This is a genomic window from Mycobacterium sp. 360MFTsu5.1 (assembly GCF_000383495.1).
Taxonomy (GTDB): domain Bacteria; phylum Actinomycetota; class Actinomycetes; order Mycobacteriales; family Mycobacteriaceae; genus Mycobacterium; species Mycobacterium mucogenicum_B.
Genome location: NZ_KB911474.1, coordinates 109170 through 125217, shown reverse-complemented (window position 1 = coordinate 125217; position 16048 = coordinate 109170). Strand labels below are relative to the sequence as shown.

At 66.8% G+C, this 16048-nt stretch carries 15 protein-coding genes and 2 tRNA genes; 14 read left to right on the top strand and 3 right to left on the bottom strand.

Annotation, left to right across the window (positions count from 1 at the left end; translation table 11 throughout):
• Window position 1 precedes the first annotated feature (1 nt).
• Complete coding sequence (locus H289_RS0126280; protein WP_020103837.1) at window positions 2-571, top strand: hypothetical protein; 570 nt, start codon at window positions 2-4, stop codon at window positions 569-571.
• Between the two features lie 3 nt (window positions 572-574).
• Here H289_RS0126280 and H289_RS0126275 read toward each other — a convergent pair whose 3' ends face one another.
• Window positions 575-3820 carry an arabinosyltransferase domain-containing protein gene (locus H289_RS0126275; RefSeq protein ID WP_020103836.1) on the bottom strand — a complete coding sequence of 1082 codons (3246 nt, stop codon included), beginning with the start codon at window positions 3818-3820 and terminating at the stop codon, window positions 575-577.
• Window positions 3821-3890: 70 nt separating this feature from the next.
• Between H289_RS0126275 and H289_RS0126270 the strand changes: the two genes are divergently transcribed.
• Window positions 3891-4496, top strand: a complete 606-nt coding sequence (locus H289_RS0126270) for a TetR/AcrR family transcriptional regulator (protein WP_029105774.1) — start codon at window positions 3891-3893, stop codon at window positions 4494-4496.
• Between the two features lie 41 nt (window positions 4497-4537).
• On the opposite strand, the gene H289_RS0126265 is transcribed toward H289_RS0126270, so the two are convergent.
• Window positions 4538-5392, bottom strand: coding sequence for a helix-turn-helix transcriptional regulator (locus tag H289_RS0126265; RefSeq protein WP_020103834.1), 855 nt, complete (start codon window positions 5390-5392; stop codon window positions 4538-4540).
• A 133-nt stretch (window positions 5393-5525) separates the two neighbouring features.
• Here H289_RS0126265 and H289_RS0126260 point away from each other — a divergent pair, with 133 nt between their 5' ends.
• The 7 genes from H289_RS0126260 to H289_RS0126230 all read left to right on the top strand — a co-directional run bounded on the left by H289_RS0126260 (window position 5526) and on the right by H289_RS0126230 (window position 10623).
• Window positions 5526-6443: an alpha/beta hydrolase family protein gene (locus H289_RS0126260; RefSeq protein ID WP_020103833.1), complete on the top strand. Its 918-nt coding sequence runs from the start codon at window positions 5526-5528 to the stop codon at window positions 6441-6443.
• Between the two features lie 117 nt (window positions 6444-6560).
• The gene (bla, locus tag H289_RS0126255; protein ID WP_020103832.1) at window positions 6561-7442 is read left to right on the top strand and encodes a class A beta-lactamase; all 882 of its coding nucleotides are present in this window, start codon (window positions 6561-6563) and stop codon (window positions 7440-7442) included.
• 9 nt (window positions 7443-7451) lie between these two features.
• Window positions 7452-8726: a DUF7373 family lipoprotein gene (locus tag H289_RS0126250; protein WP_020103831.1), complete on the top strand. Its 1275-nt coding sequence runs from the start codon at window positions 7452-7454 to the stop codon at window positions 8724-8726.
• Between the two features lie 78 nt (window positions 8727-8804).
• Window positions 8805-9431 carry a dihydrofolate reductase family protein gene (locus tag H289_RS0126245; protein ID WP_020103830.1) on the top strand — a complete coding sequence of 209 codons (627 nt, stop codon included), beginning with the start codon at window positions 8805-8807 and terminating at the stop codon, window positions 9429-9431.
• Between the two features lie 11 nt (window positions 9432-9442).
• Window positions 9443-9733: a hypothetical protein gene (locus H289_RS0126240; protein WP_138158362.1), complete on the top strand. Its 291-nt coding sequence runs from the start codon at window positions 9443-9445 to the stop codon at window positions 9731-9733.
• A 15-nt stretch (window positions 9734-9748) separates the two neighbouring features.
• On the top strand, window positions 9749-10033 hold the full coding sequence (locus H289_RS0126235; RefSeq protein ID WP_020103828.1) for a hypothetical protein: 285 nt from the start codon (window positions 9749-9751) through the stop codon (window positions 10031-10033).
• A 119-nt stretch (window positions 10034-10152) separates the two neighbouring features.
• Complete coding sequence (locus H289_RS0126230; protein ID WP_029105773.1) at window positions 10153-10623, top strand: DIP1984 family protein; 471 nt, start codon at window positions 10153-10155, stop codon at window positions 10621-10623.
• Between the two features lie 290 nt (window positions 10624-10913).
• Here H289_RS0126230 and H289_RS31405 read toward each other — a convergent pair whose 3' ends face one another.
• The gene (locus H289_RS31405) at window positions 10914-12143 is read right to left on the bottom strand and encodes an MFS transporter (protein ID WP_020103826.1); all 1230 of its coding nucleotides are present in this window, start codon (window positions 12141-12143) and stop codon (window positions 10914-10916) included.
• A 74-nt stretch (window positions 12144-12217) separates the two neighbouring features.
• On the opposite strand from H289_RS31405, the gene H289_RS0126220 reads away from it, so the two are divergent.
• From H289_RS0126220 to H289_RS0126200, 5 genes are all read left to right on the top strand, one after another.
• Window positions 12218-13408, top strand: a complete 1191-nt coding sequence (locus H289_RS0126220; protein WP_051128608.1) for an alpha/beta hydrolase family protein — start codon at window positions 12218-12220, stop codon at window positions 13406-13408.
• A 26-nt stretch (window positions 13409-13434) separates the two neighbouring features.
• Complete coding sequence (locus H289_RS0126215; RefSeq protein ID WP_029105771.1) at window positions 13435-14217, top strand: fumarylacetoacetate hydrolase family protein; 783 nt, start codon at window positions 13435-13437, stop codon at window positions 14215-14217.
• Between the two features lies 1 nt (window position 14218).
• Window positions 14219-15676 (top strand): glutamate--tRNA ligase, encoded by a 1458-nt coding sequence (gltX, locus tag H289_RS0126210; RefSeq protein ID WP_020103823.1) that lies wholly within the window; start codon window positions 14219-14221, stop codon window positions 15674-15676.
• 128 nt (window positions 15677-15804) lie between these two features.
• Window positions 15805-15876, top strand: a tRNA-Gln gene (locus H289_RS0126205).
• Window positions 15877-15936: 60 nt separating this feature from the next.
• A tRNA-Glu gene (locus H289_RS0126200) sits at window positions 15937-16009 on the top strand.
• Window positions 16010-16048 lie beyond the last annotated feature (39 nt).

Here is a 16048-nt window from a genome sequence, read left to right as displayed (position 1 = left end):
CATGACCGGCCTTGCCACCCTCACCAGGCAGTGCTGGCTGTTCGCCATCGGCTCGACGTTCTTCGCGCTGGCCACGGTCCCGGGGTTTCCCTCGGTGGCCGGGGCCGGAGCGACGAACGTGCTGTGCTTCATCGGGTCGTGGTTCTTCACCACCGCCGCCCTGATGCAATACGTGCTGGCCCCGCCGGGGATCCAATGGTGGTCGGCGGCAATCCAATTCATGGGCACCGTGCTGTTCAACGTCAGCACGGGTGCGGCAGTGTGGGCGCACGCCGTGCTCGCCGAACGGCGTTACGTCTGGGCGCCCGACGCCGCCGGTTCGCTGGCCTTCCTGCTCAGTGGTCTGCTGGCGGTCATGGTCGTCGGCTTGTGGTCGCCGAAATCCGTTGCCTGGCAGGCATCGTGGATCAACATGATGGGCTGCGTCGCGTTCCAGGTCTCGGCGCTGGCGGCGTTCGTCCGCAAGACCGGCGTCACGGTCGACGAGTGGCTCGCCAACTTCGGGACGTTTGTCGGGGCACTGTGCTTCCTGGTGGCCGCGCTGTTGGTGCGACCCCGGCGCCCGCGCTAGGTGTCACGGTCCGATGCGGATCGGGCCGGGGCTCCACAGCCCGCTGCGGGTCGCGGTCCCGAGGTCCAGACGCGCTTCGGGCGCATCGACGACGGGTGTGTATCTGCGCAGTGATCCCCAGTCTCGTCCCCAGTCTCGCGACAGGTAGGTCGGCATGACGTGGGCGCGCAGCAGAAGATCGGTGATGCCGAGTGGGCCGCCGTTCTCGCCGGATTGCCATGTGTCGGGCATTTCGATCTTGGCGGGATAGTCCGGGGAGATGCGGTAAGTGGGGACCTGGGTGACGCCGTTGGCGTGCAACATGGGCTGCTGGCACGGGAACACCAGGCCCACCGCCCAGTCGAGGAGGATCGGTTGGGTTGAGCCGAGATACTCCTGAACTGAACGCAATTCGGGGACACGCGGCGGGGTGACGGCCACCCAGTCGCCGATGTCCAGCGACTGGTCTTCGGCAATGATCCGGACGTAACGGGCGTCGGCGGGGATTTCGGTGCGGGGGAAGCGCAGATCGCGCCAGGCCGGTTGCGGGCCGATGTCGTACGGCGTGAGTCGGCCACGCGCGGTCGGTGCGCCGTCGGGGCCGGGTGTGCCGTATTCGAGTGCGACGGTCTGGGCGTCGGTATGCCCCGACAGGACACTGTTGCCGGTGATGGTGCCGGCCGCGGTGACCACGACCAGTGGGTGGGCGGCGTCGGCGGCGGGGAGCCGGTACCAGGCGGACGCGAGCGTGCTGAGGCGCTGCGGGCCGTAGCCGAAGCTGCCGGCGACCGGCACCCGCGCGGGGTCGAGGCCGTAGGGCAGCACGACGCCGGAGCCGTTGACTCCGGGAGCGTCGAGAGCGGTGGGCGCGTCCCAGTCGTAGTCGGTGCCTGATTTGGGGTGGTCCTGCCAAACCGACTCTGCCAGTGTGTGTTCGGGTACACCGTTGGGGTCGAAGCCGATCGGATCGGGGCCACCCAACGGCCCCAGGGGTCCGTAGGTTCCGGGGACCGGCGTCAGGAATCCGCTGTTGGCGTCCGGTTCGACCAGGACGTCATCGGCCAGCCCGCAGCCGCCGGCGAGCTCGCGCAGGTTGGCCCAGCCATTGGAGTAGCTGGGGTATTCCTTGATGGCTCCGTACAGCATCGACCCGACACAGACCAGCACCATGAACCCGGCCGCGATCGGCACGGGCGCGACGGTCAGTAGCCGGGTGAAGCGGGATTCGCGGTGGGCGGGCGCGGCCAGATGCAGCCGGCCCGCGTAGCCGGCGGTCAGCACAGACAGTGCGAACAGGACGGTGCTCGCGGTGACCGGCCCCAGATGGGGGCTGCTGTCGTTGAACGGCACGCCGTAGCTGGAGACGTACCAGAAGCCGTTGGTGGAGGCGAAACACAATGCCAGGACGAACAATACGGCCGACAGGAACGCCATCCGGTTGCGCGGCGAACGAAGTACCGCCGGACCGAGCAGCACGGTGGCCACCGCGGCCATCGCGGCGCCCACGGCGGCAAACAGCCCGAAGTGGTGGATCCATTTCGTCGGGGCGAAGGTGAGCAGGAACAAAGTGGCGAAGATGACGCCGATCAGTCGCCAGACGGGGCCGGTGGCGACGCCCGGAATTCGTTTGCGGCGCAACAACATCAGCATCGAGGGGAAGACGCAGGCGATGGTCATCAAGATTCCGAAGCGGCGCGACAGGGCGGCGTCGGTGGTCGGCAGAATCAGATAGAAGTAGCGCAGGTTCTCGGTGTACCAGGGTTGAGCGGGTCCGATGGCGGTGCGCACCGCGGTCGCCTCGCGTACCGCCGCGAGGGTCTGGTCGGCGAACACGATGGTCAGCACGACGAATCCGGCTGCGGCAAGCGGTAACAGCGCGGGCCAGATCCCGATCGTCCGGGCTCGGATCACGATTATCCGGACGATCGGTCGGCCGGCGGCCAACAGAACGGCGACGGCGATGATCCCGGTGGGCTGGATGCCCAGCGTGAAAGCCGCCACGATGATCGCCAGCCCCACCGGTGTGAGTCGGCGCGTCGCGATGGCTCGTTCGACCAGGACGTACGTGATGAGGGCGCCGGTAGCGATCTGCCCTTCGGGACGCAATCCATTGTTGAACGGCATCCACGCCGCGATGAACACCAGGGCGGCCGCCCACACCGCGGGCTTACTTCTGGCGACGGCGGGGCCGAGTCGGGGGAGCACTTCTCTGGACAGCAGCAGCCAGCACACCAGTGCACAGATGAGGTCCGGCAGGCGCAGCCACAGACTGGCGTGGCTGACGCGGGTCATCGCGGCGATCAGGTCGTAGTACCAGCCGAACGGATCCTCGGGGCTGCCGAACCAGCGGAAGTAGTTGGCCATGTACCCGGCGTGACTTGCCGTGTTGGACATGCCGAACTGGTAGCCGTCGTCTGAGGAACCCGCTCCGGCGACGTACCAGAACACCGACACCGCGATCACCGTGGCATCCACTGCGGTGAACGCCCGCCAGCGCACGGGAATGAGCCGCCGGGCGCGACGGCCGTCGAGGCGATCCAGGCGCCACAACGCCAGTAGCGCAACGATTGTGCTCGCGATACCGACGAGCATCGCTGCCGCTTTCAACGCCGAGGGAGAGCTGGTGAATCGGGTGTCGACGGTGGCCGAGAAGGTGAGTCCGTCCGGGGCCGGACCGGTCAGATCGGTGAACAGGCCGACGATCTGGGGGCGCAGGTTCGGGTCGGTGAAACCGCCGCCCAGCGCCGCACCGGTTTCGGGATCGCTGAGGCCGGTGATCGAGGCGAACGTGCCTGCCGTCGACGACGACAGCTGCAACCGCCGGCATTGCGGGTCGCTGAAGCGGCTGCGCGGCACGCTGAGGATGACGATGTTGCGTGCGACCACGTCGACGCGCTGCTCGGTGGCGGTGACGAAGAGCCCGTTGAGCATCGCCTGCTTACCTGCCGCAGGCGCCGTCCCCAGGATCAGGCCGCCGGCGGCCGGCACTTCGCGAATCAGCGTGCACGGCACCGATGCCGTCAGCGATACCGGCGTCAACGAGAGCAGGGGTGCGGTGACGTTGCCCAGCTGCCCGCCTTGCGGCCAGTTCAGCGTCGCGGTCGTCTGCACCACCGGTAGCACCGGAATCATGACGCTGGCAACGAATCCCACCAGGCCGGCCACGATCGCCACCCACCGGGTTCGGCGCAGCGGGCGGTCGGCACCGGCCAGTGGGGTCTCGGGCTCGTCGTTGGTCACCGAGTCGGCGTCATCGCGCACCAGGCTCACCGAGCGCCCCCCGCCCTCGTGTTCACACCCACCACACCATCAGTATCCGAAGCAACTGTTACAGTCAAGCGTGCCGAGGCCATTCGACCACGCGAAACGCGAAGAGCTATTGGTCACTGCCGGCGCCATTTTGGCGCGCACCGGGGTGGTCGACACCTCGTTGCGCGAGCTCGCATCTCAGCTCGGGACCAGTGCCCGGATGCTCGTGTACTACTTCGGTACCAAAGAGAACCTCATGCTCGAAGTCTTGAACCGGCAACAGCGTGCGGCGATACCGGCCACCGAGGAGCTGGAACTGCCGGATTCCGTTGCCGCACATCGGCAATGGTGCTTCGACGACTGGTATGAGTGCACCCGCGGAGACCGCCGCGACAGTCTGCGCATCGTGCTGCAGACCTTCGGCGCCGCATGTGGGGTCGACAGTCCCTACCGCGAATACACCTGGGACACCCTGTCGCTGCTGACGCGCAATTCGAAGGCGCGCCTGCTCGCCCTGGGGATGCCCGACCACGTCGCCGAAACTCGCTCGCGGATCGCGCTGGCCACCTTCCAGGGCTTGATCATCGAGTACTTCACCGCACCCGACCCGGCCTTTGTCGACGAGACGTTCACCAGATTCGTCGACGAGTTCCTGCTCGCGCCGTTCGCTGCCACTGAGTCGGGCGACCGGGCGTAACCATCTGGGGGACAGGACAATACGCGCAGTCTGGTCGAGCTCTAGCCGGGTGACCGACGCGTTGCCGCCAGGCTGCCGAGCAACTTCAGCCGGTCGGCGGTCGGTGAATTCGGCTCCGCCGTCATGACATAGATCGTCAGCCCCGGATCGGCGGCGAGCTCGAGCCGGTCGAAAGTCAGGTCGAGTTGGCCGACGGCAGGATGCTTGAGTGCCTTCGGGCCGGACTCGTGTGCCCGGATGATGTGGGCACCCCAGCGGACCCGGAATTCGTCACTGCGCGTGCTCAATTCACCGACCAGTTGGGTGAGCCGGTCGTCGTACGGATCACGGGCCGCGGCGCCGCGCAGGATCGCGACGACGTTGTCCGCCTGCTGGTTCCAGTCGACGAAGAACTCTCGGGCCCGGTGGTCGAGGAACAGGAATCGTGCGATGTTGGCCCGTCCGTCGGCTCCGTCGATGGCATCGCGGTACAGCTCGGCGCCGACGGCGTTGGCGGCCAGGATGTCGAGCCGGTCATTGCTGGCCCAGGCCGGCACACCGACCATCGCGTCCAGGATCAGCTGGACAGTCGGCCGAATCCTGCTGCCGGTCTTGCGTGGGGTCCGCCGCGGCCCGTGGCTGACTTTGATCAGGTTGAACAGGTGCGCGCGCTCGGTCTCGTCGAGTTGCAGGACGGTGGCCACCGAGTTGAGTACCGAGTCGGAGACGCCGGTGAGATTGCCGCGTTCGAGCCGGGTGTAGTAGTCGACGCTGACGCCGGCGAGTAGCGCGACCTCTTCCCGGCGGAGGCCGGGGACTCGTCGTTTGGCGCCGTAGTCGGGCAGGCCGGCCTGCTGGGGAGTGATGCGGGCGCGCCGGGACGTGAGGAATTCCCGGATATCTTTGCGCTGGTCCACGTTTTCGACAGTAGTGGGCTCGGCAGCCGGGAGAGGGGGTTTGCTGGACCCTGGACAACTCGGCCCTGCCTGACCGGACCGCGCCCGGCCTACCGTCGTTTCTGACACCACCTCTCGACGGAAGGAACCGCTCATGTCCAGTGACACCGCAGCCCAGGAAGCGTTCGACGCCTTTGTCGCCATGTGGACCACCGGGACCACCGGCGGACGGCGCGCGCCGGTGCTCCGGCGCCCCGATGAGGTGGGGCTGGCCTATGAAGACGTGTTCTTCCCGTCGATGGACGGCGTCCCGCTGGAGGGCTGGTTCATTCCGGCCGACTCCGACCGGCTCGTCATCCATAACCACTTTCTTCCCGGAAACCGATATGGCTATCCCGGGCACCTGCCGGAGTTCGGCGGCCTCGGCGGCTTCGAGGTGAATTTTCTGCCCGAGTACAAGGCCCTGCATGACGCGGGCTACAACGTTCTCGCGTACGACATGCGTAACCACGGCCGGAGCGGCCAAGGCAATGGCGGTATCGTCGGCATCGGCCTGACCGAATACCGAGATGTCATCGGGTCCCTGCGGTACGCCGCCGCTCGGCCGGACACGAAAACGATGAAGAAGGCCCTACTGTCGGTCTGTCTGGGGGCCGACTCGACGGCGGTGGCCTGGTCCCGGCATCCCGACGAGTTCGCGGAAATCCAGGCCATGGTGATGCTGCAGCCGGTGTCGGGTCGCTACATCGTCGAGGAGTTCGTCAAGGCCGTCGGGATGGCCGACGGCTACGCGAAGTTCGATCAGGCCGTGCACGAACGCACTGGCTTCCACCTCGCCGAGCAGTCGCCGCTCGAACACGTCAAGGCCGTGACCGTGCCGACGCTCGTCGCACAGGTGCACGACGACACCATGACGCGTCCGCAGGATGTGCAGGGCATCTACGACGCGATCCCGGTCGCCGACAAGAGCCTGCACTGGATCGAAGGAACCAACAGGCGATTCGACGGCTACAACTACTTCGGTGTCCACCCCGAGGTGGCCATCGAGTGGTTCGACAAGCACATCGCCTGACGTCGTCGTTGCTGACACCACGGGATCTGTTGGGGCCCAACGCAGTGCAGACCAGCGGGGTGCCGGGACGGCACCCCGCGTTGGCGTGGCGCGCCGATACATGGTTGGCTGGGATGCGTGGGGGTATCGCTGAGCCGACGGGATTTCATCGTCGGGTTGGCCGCCACGGGCGTGCTGGCCGGGTGCCAGCCCACCAAGGCGGACGAGCCGACCAGCTTCGAAGAACTGGAAGATCGCTATCAGGCGATAATCGGCGTCTACGCAGTTGATTTGGAGTCTTCGGCGACGGTCGAGCACCGTCCCGACGAGCGGTTCGCGATCTGCTCGACATTCAAAGCGTATGCGGCGGCACGCATCTTGCAGATGGCCAAGGCAGGTCAGGCGAATCTCGATGCCATGGTGCCGATCACCGCCGCGGACATCGTGGTCAACTCGCCGGTGCTGGGCCCCGCGGTCGGGGCGCGGATGCCACTACGGGACATCTGTGCGGCGGCCCTGACCCAGAGCGACAACGCCGCAGGCAACATCATGTTGCGGACCATCGGCGGGCCGTCCGCCCTGACGGATTTCGCCCGCTCGATCGGCGATTCGCAGACGCGGCTGGATCGCTGGGAACCGGACCTCAACGAGGCGGCGCCCGGCGACCTCCGCGACACCACCACGCCACGGGCCCTGTGCGGCGGGTACCGCGCGATTCTCGTCGGCGATGCATTGCCGGGTGCGGCGCAGTTTCAGCTGCAACGGTGGATGGGCGAGACGGCGACGTCCACCAGGCGTTTTCGCGCGGGTCTGCCCGAGGGATGGACCAGCGCGGACAAGACCGGCAGCGGCGACTACGGGTCGACCAACGACGCCGGCATGCTCATCGGACCCAAACGCGAGCGGGTCATGCTCACGGTGTTGATCCGCACCCGCACCGTGCGGCGGGACGCCGGGCCGTTCAACGAGGCGGTCGCGGAGTGCGTGCGATCAGTGCTGGCGCGCCTCGGCCACAGTTAGTGTTGGATCGTGGGGATCCGGAACCTGGCGTTGGCCGTGGTCACGTGCGTGTGCGTGATCGCCGGCTGCTCGACGACCACGACCGGCACCGCGCGGTTCGGCGGCTCCCTGAGCGACCCCGAACCCGACGTCAGCCAACTGCGGACCGGTAACTACCAGATCAAGCCGAGCACCCCGTTCTTCAGCGCCGGCCCCAACCCGCTCACGCAGTCGATCGTCGAATCCACCCGCATGGCCGAATACGTCGTCGGGCCTTGGGAAATCGATGCGTCGGTGACGAAACCGGGGGCGATCGGGACCGGCACCATGACGTCGGAGTTCGGCGTCGACAACATCCTCGGGGTGTCCAAAGACAATGTCATGCAGGGCATTGCCAGGGCGCACAACCTGGTTGCCGGTTTCGGGTCGTACCGGTCATCCGGGTCCAAAGACTCTGATCTGGAAATCCAGAATGCGGTGCTGATGTTCCCCGATGATGCCCAGGCGGCCGCGGCCGCGGGTGAGTTCACCGCGCAGTTCGGCCCGATCGTGGCCACTCCGTTCCCGACGTATCCGGTCCAGATCTCGGTCGGTGTCGGGACGGTGCCGGCGCTTGGCGCGGACTACGGCACGGGCGCCAGTGGCGTCGCGGCGTACACCGCGCAGGGGCGGTTTGTGCTGTACCAATACGTCAGTGCCAAAGCCACCAAGTCGACCAATGCGCCGCTGCGGGCCAAGCTGCTGGCTTCCGACCTGCTCGGCAGGCAGCAATCGCTGATCAAGAGCTTCGTGCCGACCGAACCGGCGAAACTCGCTGACCTGCCCAAAGATCCGAGCGACGACCAGTTGTTGTCGAAGACGATCACCACCCCCGATCGGCAGCAGGGGGTGCTGATCGGTACGTGGCGACCGCGGGCATGGCTGCATTTCGAATCCGACCCGGTGAGCATGACCACCCAGTTCGAACGTGCCGGCGTTCAGTGGGTGACGCAGCGGTGGGGCCGGGTCTACCAGGCGCCCAATGCGGATTCGGCCGCACAGCTGCTGGACGCCACCAGCGCCTTGACCATGACGAATCCGGACGTGCAGATGGCGGGGCCGGTGCCGGGGTTCCCCGGTGCGCGGTGTTTCGAGCACCTTCGCGACTTCGCGCGCCCGGATGCCACCGTGACGTGGCGCATCCTGGGGTGGCATTACAGCTGCCTCGCGCGTACCGACAGATTTGTGTTCCAGGTCTTCGCCGACGACGAAACTGCTGTGGACCAACAGATTTCGGCGCAGTACCGGGTGCTGTCCGGGAAGTAGCCGGCCGCTCCGATGAGTTTCGCCGAGTCCGATGGTCTACCTCACTGACAGACACCACCGACTCGTCAGGAGCCAGAAATGGGCCAGATTCACCTCGCGCTGTTCGCCACGCTCGACCTCGTCGGGCAGGCGCCCGGCGGTCCCGGAGAAGACGCCGACGGCGGTTTTCCGTTCGAAGGGTGGCAGGCACCGCTGATCGACGATGTGTCGGGGGAGCAGGTAGGCGCCGCGTACGAGGGCACCGATGCGCTGCTGCTGGGCCGGCGGACATACGACATCTTCGCGGGTTACTGGCCGCACCAGGATGACGAATTCGCCGACATGTTCAATCGCATTCCCAAGTACGTCGCCTCGCGCGGCACGCCGGACCTGTCGTGGTCGGGTTCGTCGCAGATCGGCGCGGATTTGGTGACCGAAGTGCGCGAAATCCGCGAACGCCACGAGCACGTGAAGGTGGTCGGGAGTTTGAACTTCGTACAGACCCTGTTGCGCGAAAAACTGTTTGATCGCATCGACCTGTGGGTGCATCCTATTGTGCTGGGGGTCGGCAAGAAAGTGTTCGACGGCGGCGCGGTGCCGTCCAATCTGACGCTGCTCAAGGCCCCGGTATCCAGCCCGGCCGGCATCGTGTACCTGCAGTACGGGCTGGCCGAGGGCGTGCCGGCGACGGGGGATATGAGTGCACCGGATCGGGGGGACGTTTGACTGGTAGGGACTTGACGCGCGGCGTACTCGCCGGCGCGGTCTTAGGGGGAATCGGCTGGGGTCTGCTGGCGGTCGGGGCCATGGGCCCCGGCGATGATCCGCACCTCGACCGGGTCGGCGGAACGAATCTGACTGCAGCGGTGTGTCTTTCGCTGATATGCCTACTGATTGCGGCGCTGCTGTCGCGCGCACGGGTACTCACCAGCGTCGCCGTGGCACTGGTGGTCGCACCCGCGAGCGTTTGGTTCATTGTCGGTCTGCTGTACCTGCAGGCCGTTGCCACGGTGACGATGTATCGCTGACCAGAGGAGGTGGGTATGTCCTTCGAGCATGAAAGCACGCTCGATCCACGGACCGAGCGGGACGTTGATCCGCGATATCTGTTCGGTGGCTACGCGCTCGGCCTGGTCGTGATGTCGCCGGCGCCGTTGTTGTATTACTGGCTGTTCGCGCCGGCGGGCGCGTTACTGGTCGCCGCGGCAGCGGTTCTGGTTGCGACGGTGCGGCCACGGTTCGACGACGTGGCATGTGGCGCATTCTTCGCCGCCCTGTTCGGTCTGGTTGCGGTACTCGTGCTGTTCTTTGTCGGCGCGCAGAACTGATCGCGGCCGGCGGGCCGGCCCGCTGAAAAATGCGTTGCCGGCCAACCCTTTTGCGCTCATCATGGTTCGGGCCGAGAAACGAATGCTCGGCCTGTGCCACGAGAAGCGAGGTGAAAATCATGAAGTTGGCAGAAGCTTTGTCGTTGCGTGCGAACGCGGTTCGCCGAATCGAGCAGTTGCGCGTGCGCGTGGTGGGTAATGCCCGGTTCCAGGAAGGCGAGGAGCCCGCCGAGGACGCCGCAGCGCTACTCGTCGAGATCGAAGGCGCGCTGGGCGATTACGAATCCCTGATCCGGCGGATCAACCTGACCAACGCGGCCAACTCGGTCGGGGCGGACGGCACGCTCACCGACGCACTCGGCCGGCGTGACGCGCTGCGGTTGCGGCACCACGTGCTGACCACGGCCGCGGACGCGGCAGCGGGCGCCAACCAGCATGGCTACTCGCGGCAGCTGCGTTCGGAACTGAAGATGTTGTCGGCCTTGTCTGTCGGCGATCTGCGGTCGCGGGCCGATCGCGTGGCGCAGGAGCTGCGCGAGCTCGACGTCCGAATCCAGAAGGCCAACTGGGAGATCGAGCTGCTGGACTGACAGCGGCATGGTGTAGCAGGTAGTTGTCGCGGAGGCGTGCACAAACCGCAAACGGCTCCTAACCGTTCTCGGCGCGCGGAGGGCAGTGCAAATGGGTTCGAATCCCGCCGGCACATCGCAGCCCAGCAGTGTGCACAGGTGACAGAGCACGGGGCACAACGCATCACCACGTGCAGATCTACGACAACGAGGGTGGGTACGGGGCCTACACCGCGATATCGCTGGGCAGCCAGCGCTATGGCCTAGGCCGAGCGTGGGGGATTTCGAGGCGCCGGCGGCGCGTCGTCTCGTCAGGCCTCACGTTCGGCGTAGGAGTCGACGTCGGGAACGGGCTTGGCCCGCAACGGGTCTGCCGCGACCGGTACCAGCGGCACAGCCAGCACCGGGAACAGCGCGCACACCGCGAACGCCGCCGGGAACCCGAAGACTCCGATCAAGGCGCCGAATGCCGGCGGCACGATGCCTGCCGTCAGCAACTGCGCCGTGTTCTGCACACCCAACGCCCGGCCGCTCCAGAACGGCCCGGCGATCTCGGCAATCGCGGTGAAGGACAACCCGTTATCGGTCACGGTCACCACCGACGCCACCACCATCACGAACACCGCCACCGGCCAGTGCAGGTAGTCGCACAGCGCCAGCAGCCCCATGGTGGCACCGGCCAGAATCGCGATGACCCGCACCGGATGCAGCCGCGATCCGGCGAGATCCGACCACCGACCGGCGCCGATGCGCCCTGCGGCACCGCATAATTGGGCCACCGTCACCATCGTGCCCGCCGCTCCGGCGGACCAACCGTGCGCTGTCATCAGCCACACCAGTGAGAAGGTCCACACCAGGCACTGCGGCACGACCAGCAGCACCGACACCGCGTGGATGCGTGCCAGCGCCGACGACCCGCGGTAGGGATTGGCCAGATCGGTTGCGGGGGCGGAGGATCGGGGCGGCCGGGGCGGATCGATGACGCCCAGTACGGTCACCACGGCGGCGACCAGACAGGCGATCGCGGGGAACAGCAGCGCGGCGGACACCCCTGACGACTCGGCCAGACGCGGAATCACCAAGGCGCCCAACCCGACTCCCAACGGCTGCGCCGTCTGGCGAATGCCCATCACCAGGCCGCGCTGCTCCGGCGGGAACCAGCCGACGACCAACCGGCCGCTCGCCGAATTGGAGCTCGCGGCCGCCATGCCGCCCAGCAACAAGAAGGCGCCGACCGCCACCAACGAGTCGGCCCAGGCCGCCGCGAACGCCGCCAACGACGTCAACAGTGACCCGACAACCAGAACGAACCGCTCACCGACCCGGTCGACGACCCAGCCCCAGGCGATCAGCGTCAGCACCATGCCGAAGCTCGGCATGGCCGAGACCAGCCCGGCGCGTGACAGGTCCAGCCCGCGTTCGCCATGCAGCGTCGGGATCAGGAAGGCCGCGCCGTTGATGAAGACGTTGGCGCACATCGTCGAACCGAGCGCGATCACCAGCATCGACCAGCGGCGGACGGCTGACACATTGGTGGCCATGGCTTCATGGTGCCACCGTGGTTCTCAAGATATGAATCTATTTCTCAATATATGAGAAGGCATAGGGTTCCGTCATGGCTCTGCGAGTGAACCTTTCCCGGCTGGCGGCGGCTTTCGCGGTCGGCTTGGCGCTGGTGGCGGCGCCGCTGCCCACGGCATGGGCGGCCGCGCCGAACTGGTCGGGCCTGGACGCCCGGGCATTCGCGGACCGGGTGCCGCCGGCGGGCGCGCTCATCCGGACCGTCCCGCTGCGCCCCGAGCTGTCGGTCGCCGGTGCGGCGCGCGCGTACCGGATCCTGTATTCGACCACCGACCAACACAATTCGCCCGCCGTCAGCACCGCAGCGGTGTTCGTGCCGAACGGCGAAGCCCCCGCGGGCGGGTGGCCCGTCATCGCCTGGGCGCACGGCACCGTCGGCCTCGGTGACGACTGCACGCCCTCGGCGCAGCCGCGCAGTGCGCGCGACAACGAATACCTGTCCCACTGGCTGGATCAGGGCTACGTCGTCGTCGGCTCCGACTACACGGGTCTGGGTACCCCGGGCCTGATGAGCTACCTCAACAGCGTCGCCACCGCGCACGCCATCATCGATTCGGTGATCGCCGCGCATCACATGAATCTGCCGCTGTCGCCCAAATGGGCGCTGGTCGGCCAGTCCCAGGGCGGCGCCGCGGCGGTCGCGAGCGCGCGGTGGGCCACCGAGTTCAGCAAGGGGACAGGCCTGGATTACCGCGGCGTCGTGGCGACCGGCACCCCGGCGAACATCGACGATGTCGTCATCACGGCCGGTCCCGACATGGTGCTGCCGCCCGGGCTGGGTCCCATCGCGTCGGCCTATACGGCTTACATCCTCGCCGGATTCCGGGAGCTCCGCCCGGACGTCAACAGTGTGCTCACGCCGGCTGGTCTGGCCGCTGCCGACAAGGCCGAAACGCTGTGCACGGCACCGTTGAGCGCGGCGGTCACGGGTCTGACGCCGTCGCAGTTCTTCTCCGCCCCACTGGCATCGCTACCGGGCATGCGCGGCGCGCTGGCCGACTTCATGGGTACGCCGGTCACCGGCTACGACCGGCCGATCTTCCTCGGCGTCGGCCTCAAAGACCGTGACGTGCCGCCGTCGTCGACCCTGAAGTTCGCCGATCAGCTCAAGGCCAACGGCCAGGACGTGGTGCTCTACGTCTACCCCGAAGACGACCACTCCAGCACTGTGCTGACCTCGATGGCCGACTCCACCCCGTTCCTTCAAGCCCAGTTCGCGGGCTGACCAGCGGGCCTCACTAGGCTGGGCGGATGCGCCTAGGTCGAATTGCCAGTCCAGACGGCGTCGCTTTTGTGGTGATCGAGGGCGACCCGAACTCCGATGCGGTCTGCAAAGAAATCGCTGAGCAGTACCTGTCCCGCAACCCCACCTTCACCGGACGCTCCTGGCCGCTGGCCGACGTCCGGCTGCTGGCGCCGATCCTGGCCAGCAAGGTGATCTGCATGGGCAAGAACTACGCGGCACACGCCCGTGAGATGGGCAGCGAGCCGCCCGAGGATCCGGTGATCTTCCTCAAACCCAACACCGCGATCATCGGGCCGAACATCCCGATCCAGTTGCCCGCAGACGCCAACCCGGTGCACCACGAGGGCGAGTTGGCGGTGGTCATCGAACGTCCGGGCAAGGACATCCCGGCCGCCAAGGCCAAGGACTACATCCTCGGCTACACGATCGCCAACGACGTCTCGGCACGTGATCAGCAGAAGAAGGACGGCCAGTGGATGCGGGCCAAGGGGCACGACACGTTCTGCCCCGTCGGCCCGTGGATCGAGACCGCGGTGGACCCGGCCGACCTGGACATCCGTACCGAGGTGAACGGTGAGAAACGTCAGGACAGCAACACCGCGCTGCTGCTGCACGACGTCGGCGCCATCATCGAATGGGTCTCGGCCGTCATGACGCTGCTGCCCGGCGACATCATCCTCACCGGAACCCCCGAGGGCGTCGGCCCCATCGAGGACGGCGACACCGTCAGCATCACCGTCGAGGGTATCGGCACCCTCTCCAATCCTGTTGTGCGTAAAGGGAAATAACGTGACCACACCTGTCAGGGTTCGCTTCTGTCCGTCGCCGACCGGCACGCCGCACGTCGGCCTGGTCCGCACCGCCCTCTTCAACTGGGCGTACGCGCGACACACCGGTGGCGACTTCGTCTTCCGGATCGAGGACACCGATGCCGCGCGCGACAGCGAGGAGAGCTACAACGCGATCCTCGACGCGCTGCGCTGGCTCGGGCTGAACTGGGATGAGGGGCCCGAGGTCGGCGGCCCCTACGAGCCGTACCGGCAGTCGCAGCGCGGCGACCTCTACCGCGACGTGATCGCGAAACTGCTTGCCGCGGGCGAGGTTTACGAGGCCTACTCGACACCCGAAGAGGTCGAGGCCCGGCACCTCGCGGCGGGCCGTAACCCCAAGCTGGGCTACGACAACTACGACCGCGACCTCACCGCCGAGCAGAAGGCCGCGTTCGAGGCCGAGGGCCGAAAGCCGGTGCTGCGCCTCAAGATGCCCGACGAGGACATCACCTGGGTGGACCTGGTGCGTGGCGAGACGACCTTCGCCGCCGGCGTGGTTCCGGACTTCGCGATCACGCGCGCGAGCGGAGAGCCGTTGTACACCTTGGTCAATCCGGTCGACGACGCGCTGATGAAGATCACCCATGTGCTGCGCGGCGAGGATCTGCTGCCGTCGACGCCGCGGCAGATCGCGCTGTACCAGGCGCTGATCCGGATCGGTATCGCCGACGCGGTGCCGCAATTCGCCCACCTGCCAAGCGTTCTCGGTGACGGCAACAAGAAGCTGTCCAAGCGCGACCCGCAGTCCAACCTGTTCCTGCACCGCGACCGCGGATTCATCCCCGAGGGCCTGCTGAACTACCTGGCGTTGCTGGGCTGGGGCATCGCCGACGACAACGACCTCTTCAGTCTCGACGAGATGGTGGCGGCCTTCGACGTGGCCGACGTCAACTCGAACCCGGCGCGATTCGACCAGAAGAAGGCCGACGCCATCAACGCCGAGCACATCCGCCGGCTGGCCCCGGAGGACTTCGCCGCACGGCTCAAGGCGTACCTCGACGCGCACGGCCACGACACCACGTTGGACGCCTTGGCTTTCGCCGCGGCGGCCGACTTGATCCAGACCCGCATCGTGGTCCTCGGCGACGCGTGGGACCTCGTGAAGTTCTTCAACGACGACGCCTACGTGATCGACGAGAAGTCGGCGGCCAAGGAACTCAAGCCCGAGGCTGCCGAGGTCCTGGACGCGACGCTGAGCGCCTTGGCGGGCGTCGGCGAGTGGAACACCGCCAACATCGAGGCCGCGCTCAAGGCGGCGCTTCTGGACGGCCTGGAACTCAAGCCCCGCAAGGCGTTCGGTCCCATCCGGGTGGCGGTCACGGGCGCGACGGTCAGCCCGCCGCTGTTCGAGTCGATGGAATTGCTCGGCCGTGAGCGCAGTCTGGCGCGGTTGCAGGCGGCCCGAAACGGCCTGTGAGCGGGCGATTTAAAGGCAGGGCCAACTGTTTGGTAGTCTGCTCGTCGGCCCGGAAAGCGCAAAGCGGCGAACATCCGCTGAGGTTTCCAGGCCGAAGATGCCCGTGACCTGCGGTTATGGGCATCAAATGGGGTATGGTGTAATTGGCAACACAGCTGATTCTGGTTCAGCCATTCTAGGTTCGAGTCCTGGTACCCCAGCTGCCGGAGCGATTAGGTCAGCCAGCGCAACTGAGCTAAGCTATCGCTCCGGAAGTTCTAGCCCCCGTCGTCTAGCGGCCTAGGACGCCGCCCTCTCACGGCGGTAGCGTGGGTTCGAATCCCATCGGGGGTACGTACGAACGCCGGACCTGACAACAGGTCCGGCGTTTTG

Coding starts and splice junctions, on each gene's coding strand:
- H289_RS0126280 (WP_020103837.1), top strand. CDS start 2: ATGACCGGCCTTGCCACCCTCACCAGGCAGTGCTGGCTGTTCGCCATC.
- H289_RS0126260 (WP_020103833.1), top strand. CDS start 5,526: ATGTCCAGTGACACCGCAGCCCAGGAAGCGTTCGACGCCTTTGTCGCC.
- H289_RS0126245 (WP_020103830.1), top strand. CDS start 8,805: ATGGGCCAGATTCACCTCGCGCTGTTCGCCACGCTCGACCTCGTCGGG.
- H289_RS0126235 (WP_020103828.1), top strand. CDS start 9,749: ATGTCCTTCGAGCATGAAAGCACGCTCGATCCACGGACCGAGCGGGAC.
- H289_RS0126230 (WP_029105773.1), top strand. CDS start 10,153: ATGAAGTTGGCAGAAGCTTTGTCGTTGCGTGCGAACGCGGTTCGCCGA.
- H289_RS31405 (WP_020103826.1), bottom strand. CDS start 12,143: ATGGCCACCAATGTGTCAGCCGTCCGCCGCTGGTCGATGCTGGTGATC.
- H289_RS0126220 (WP_051128608.1), top strand. CDS start 12,218: ATGGCTCTGCGAGTGAACCTTTCCCGGCTGGCGGCGGCTTTCGCGGTC.
- H289_RS0126215 (WP_029105771.1), top strand. CDS start 13,435: ATGCGCCTAGGTCGAATTGCCAGTCCAGACGGCGTCGCTTTTGTGGTG.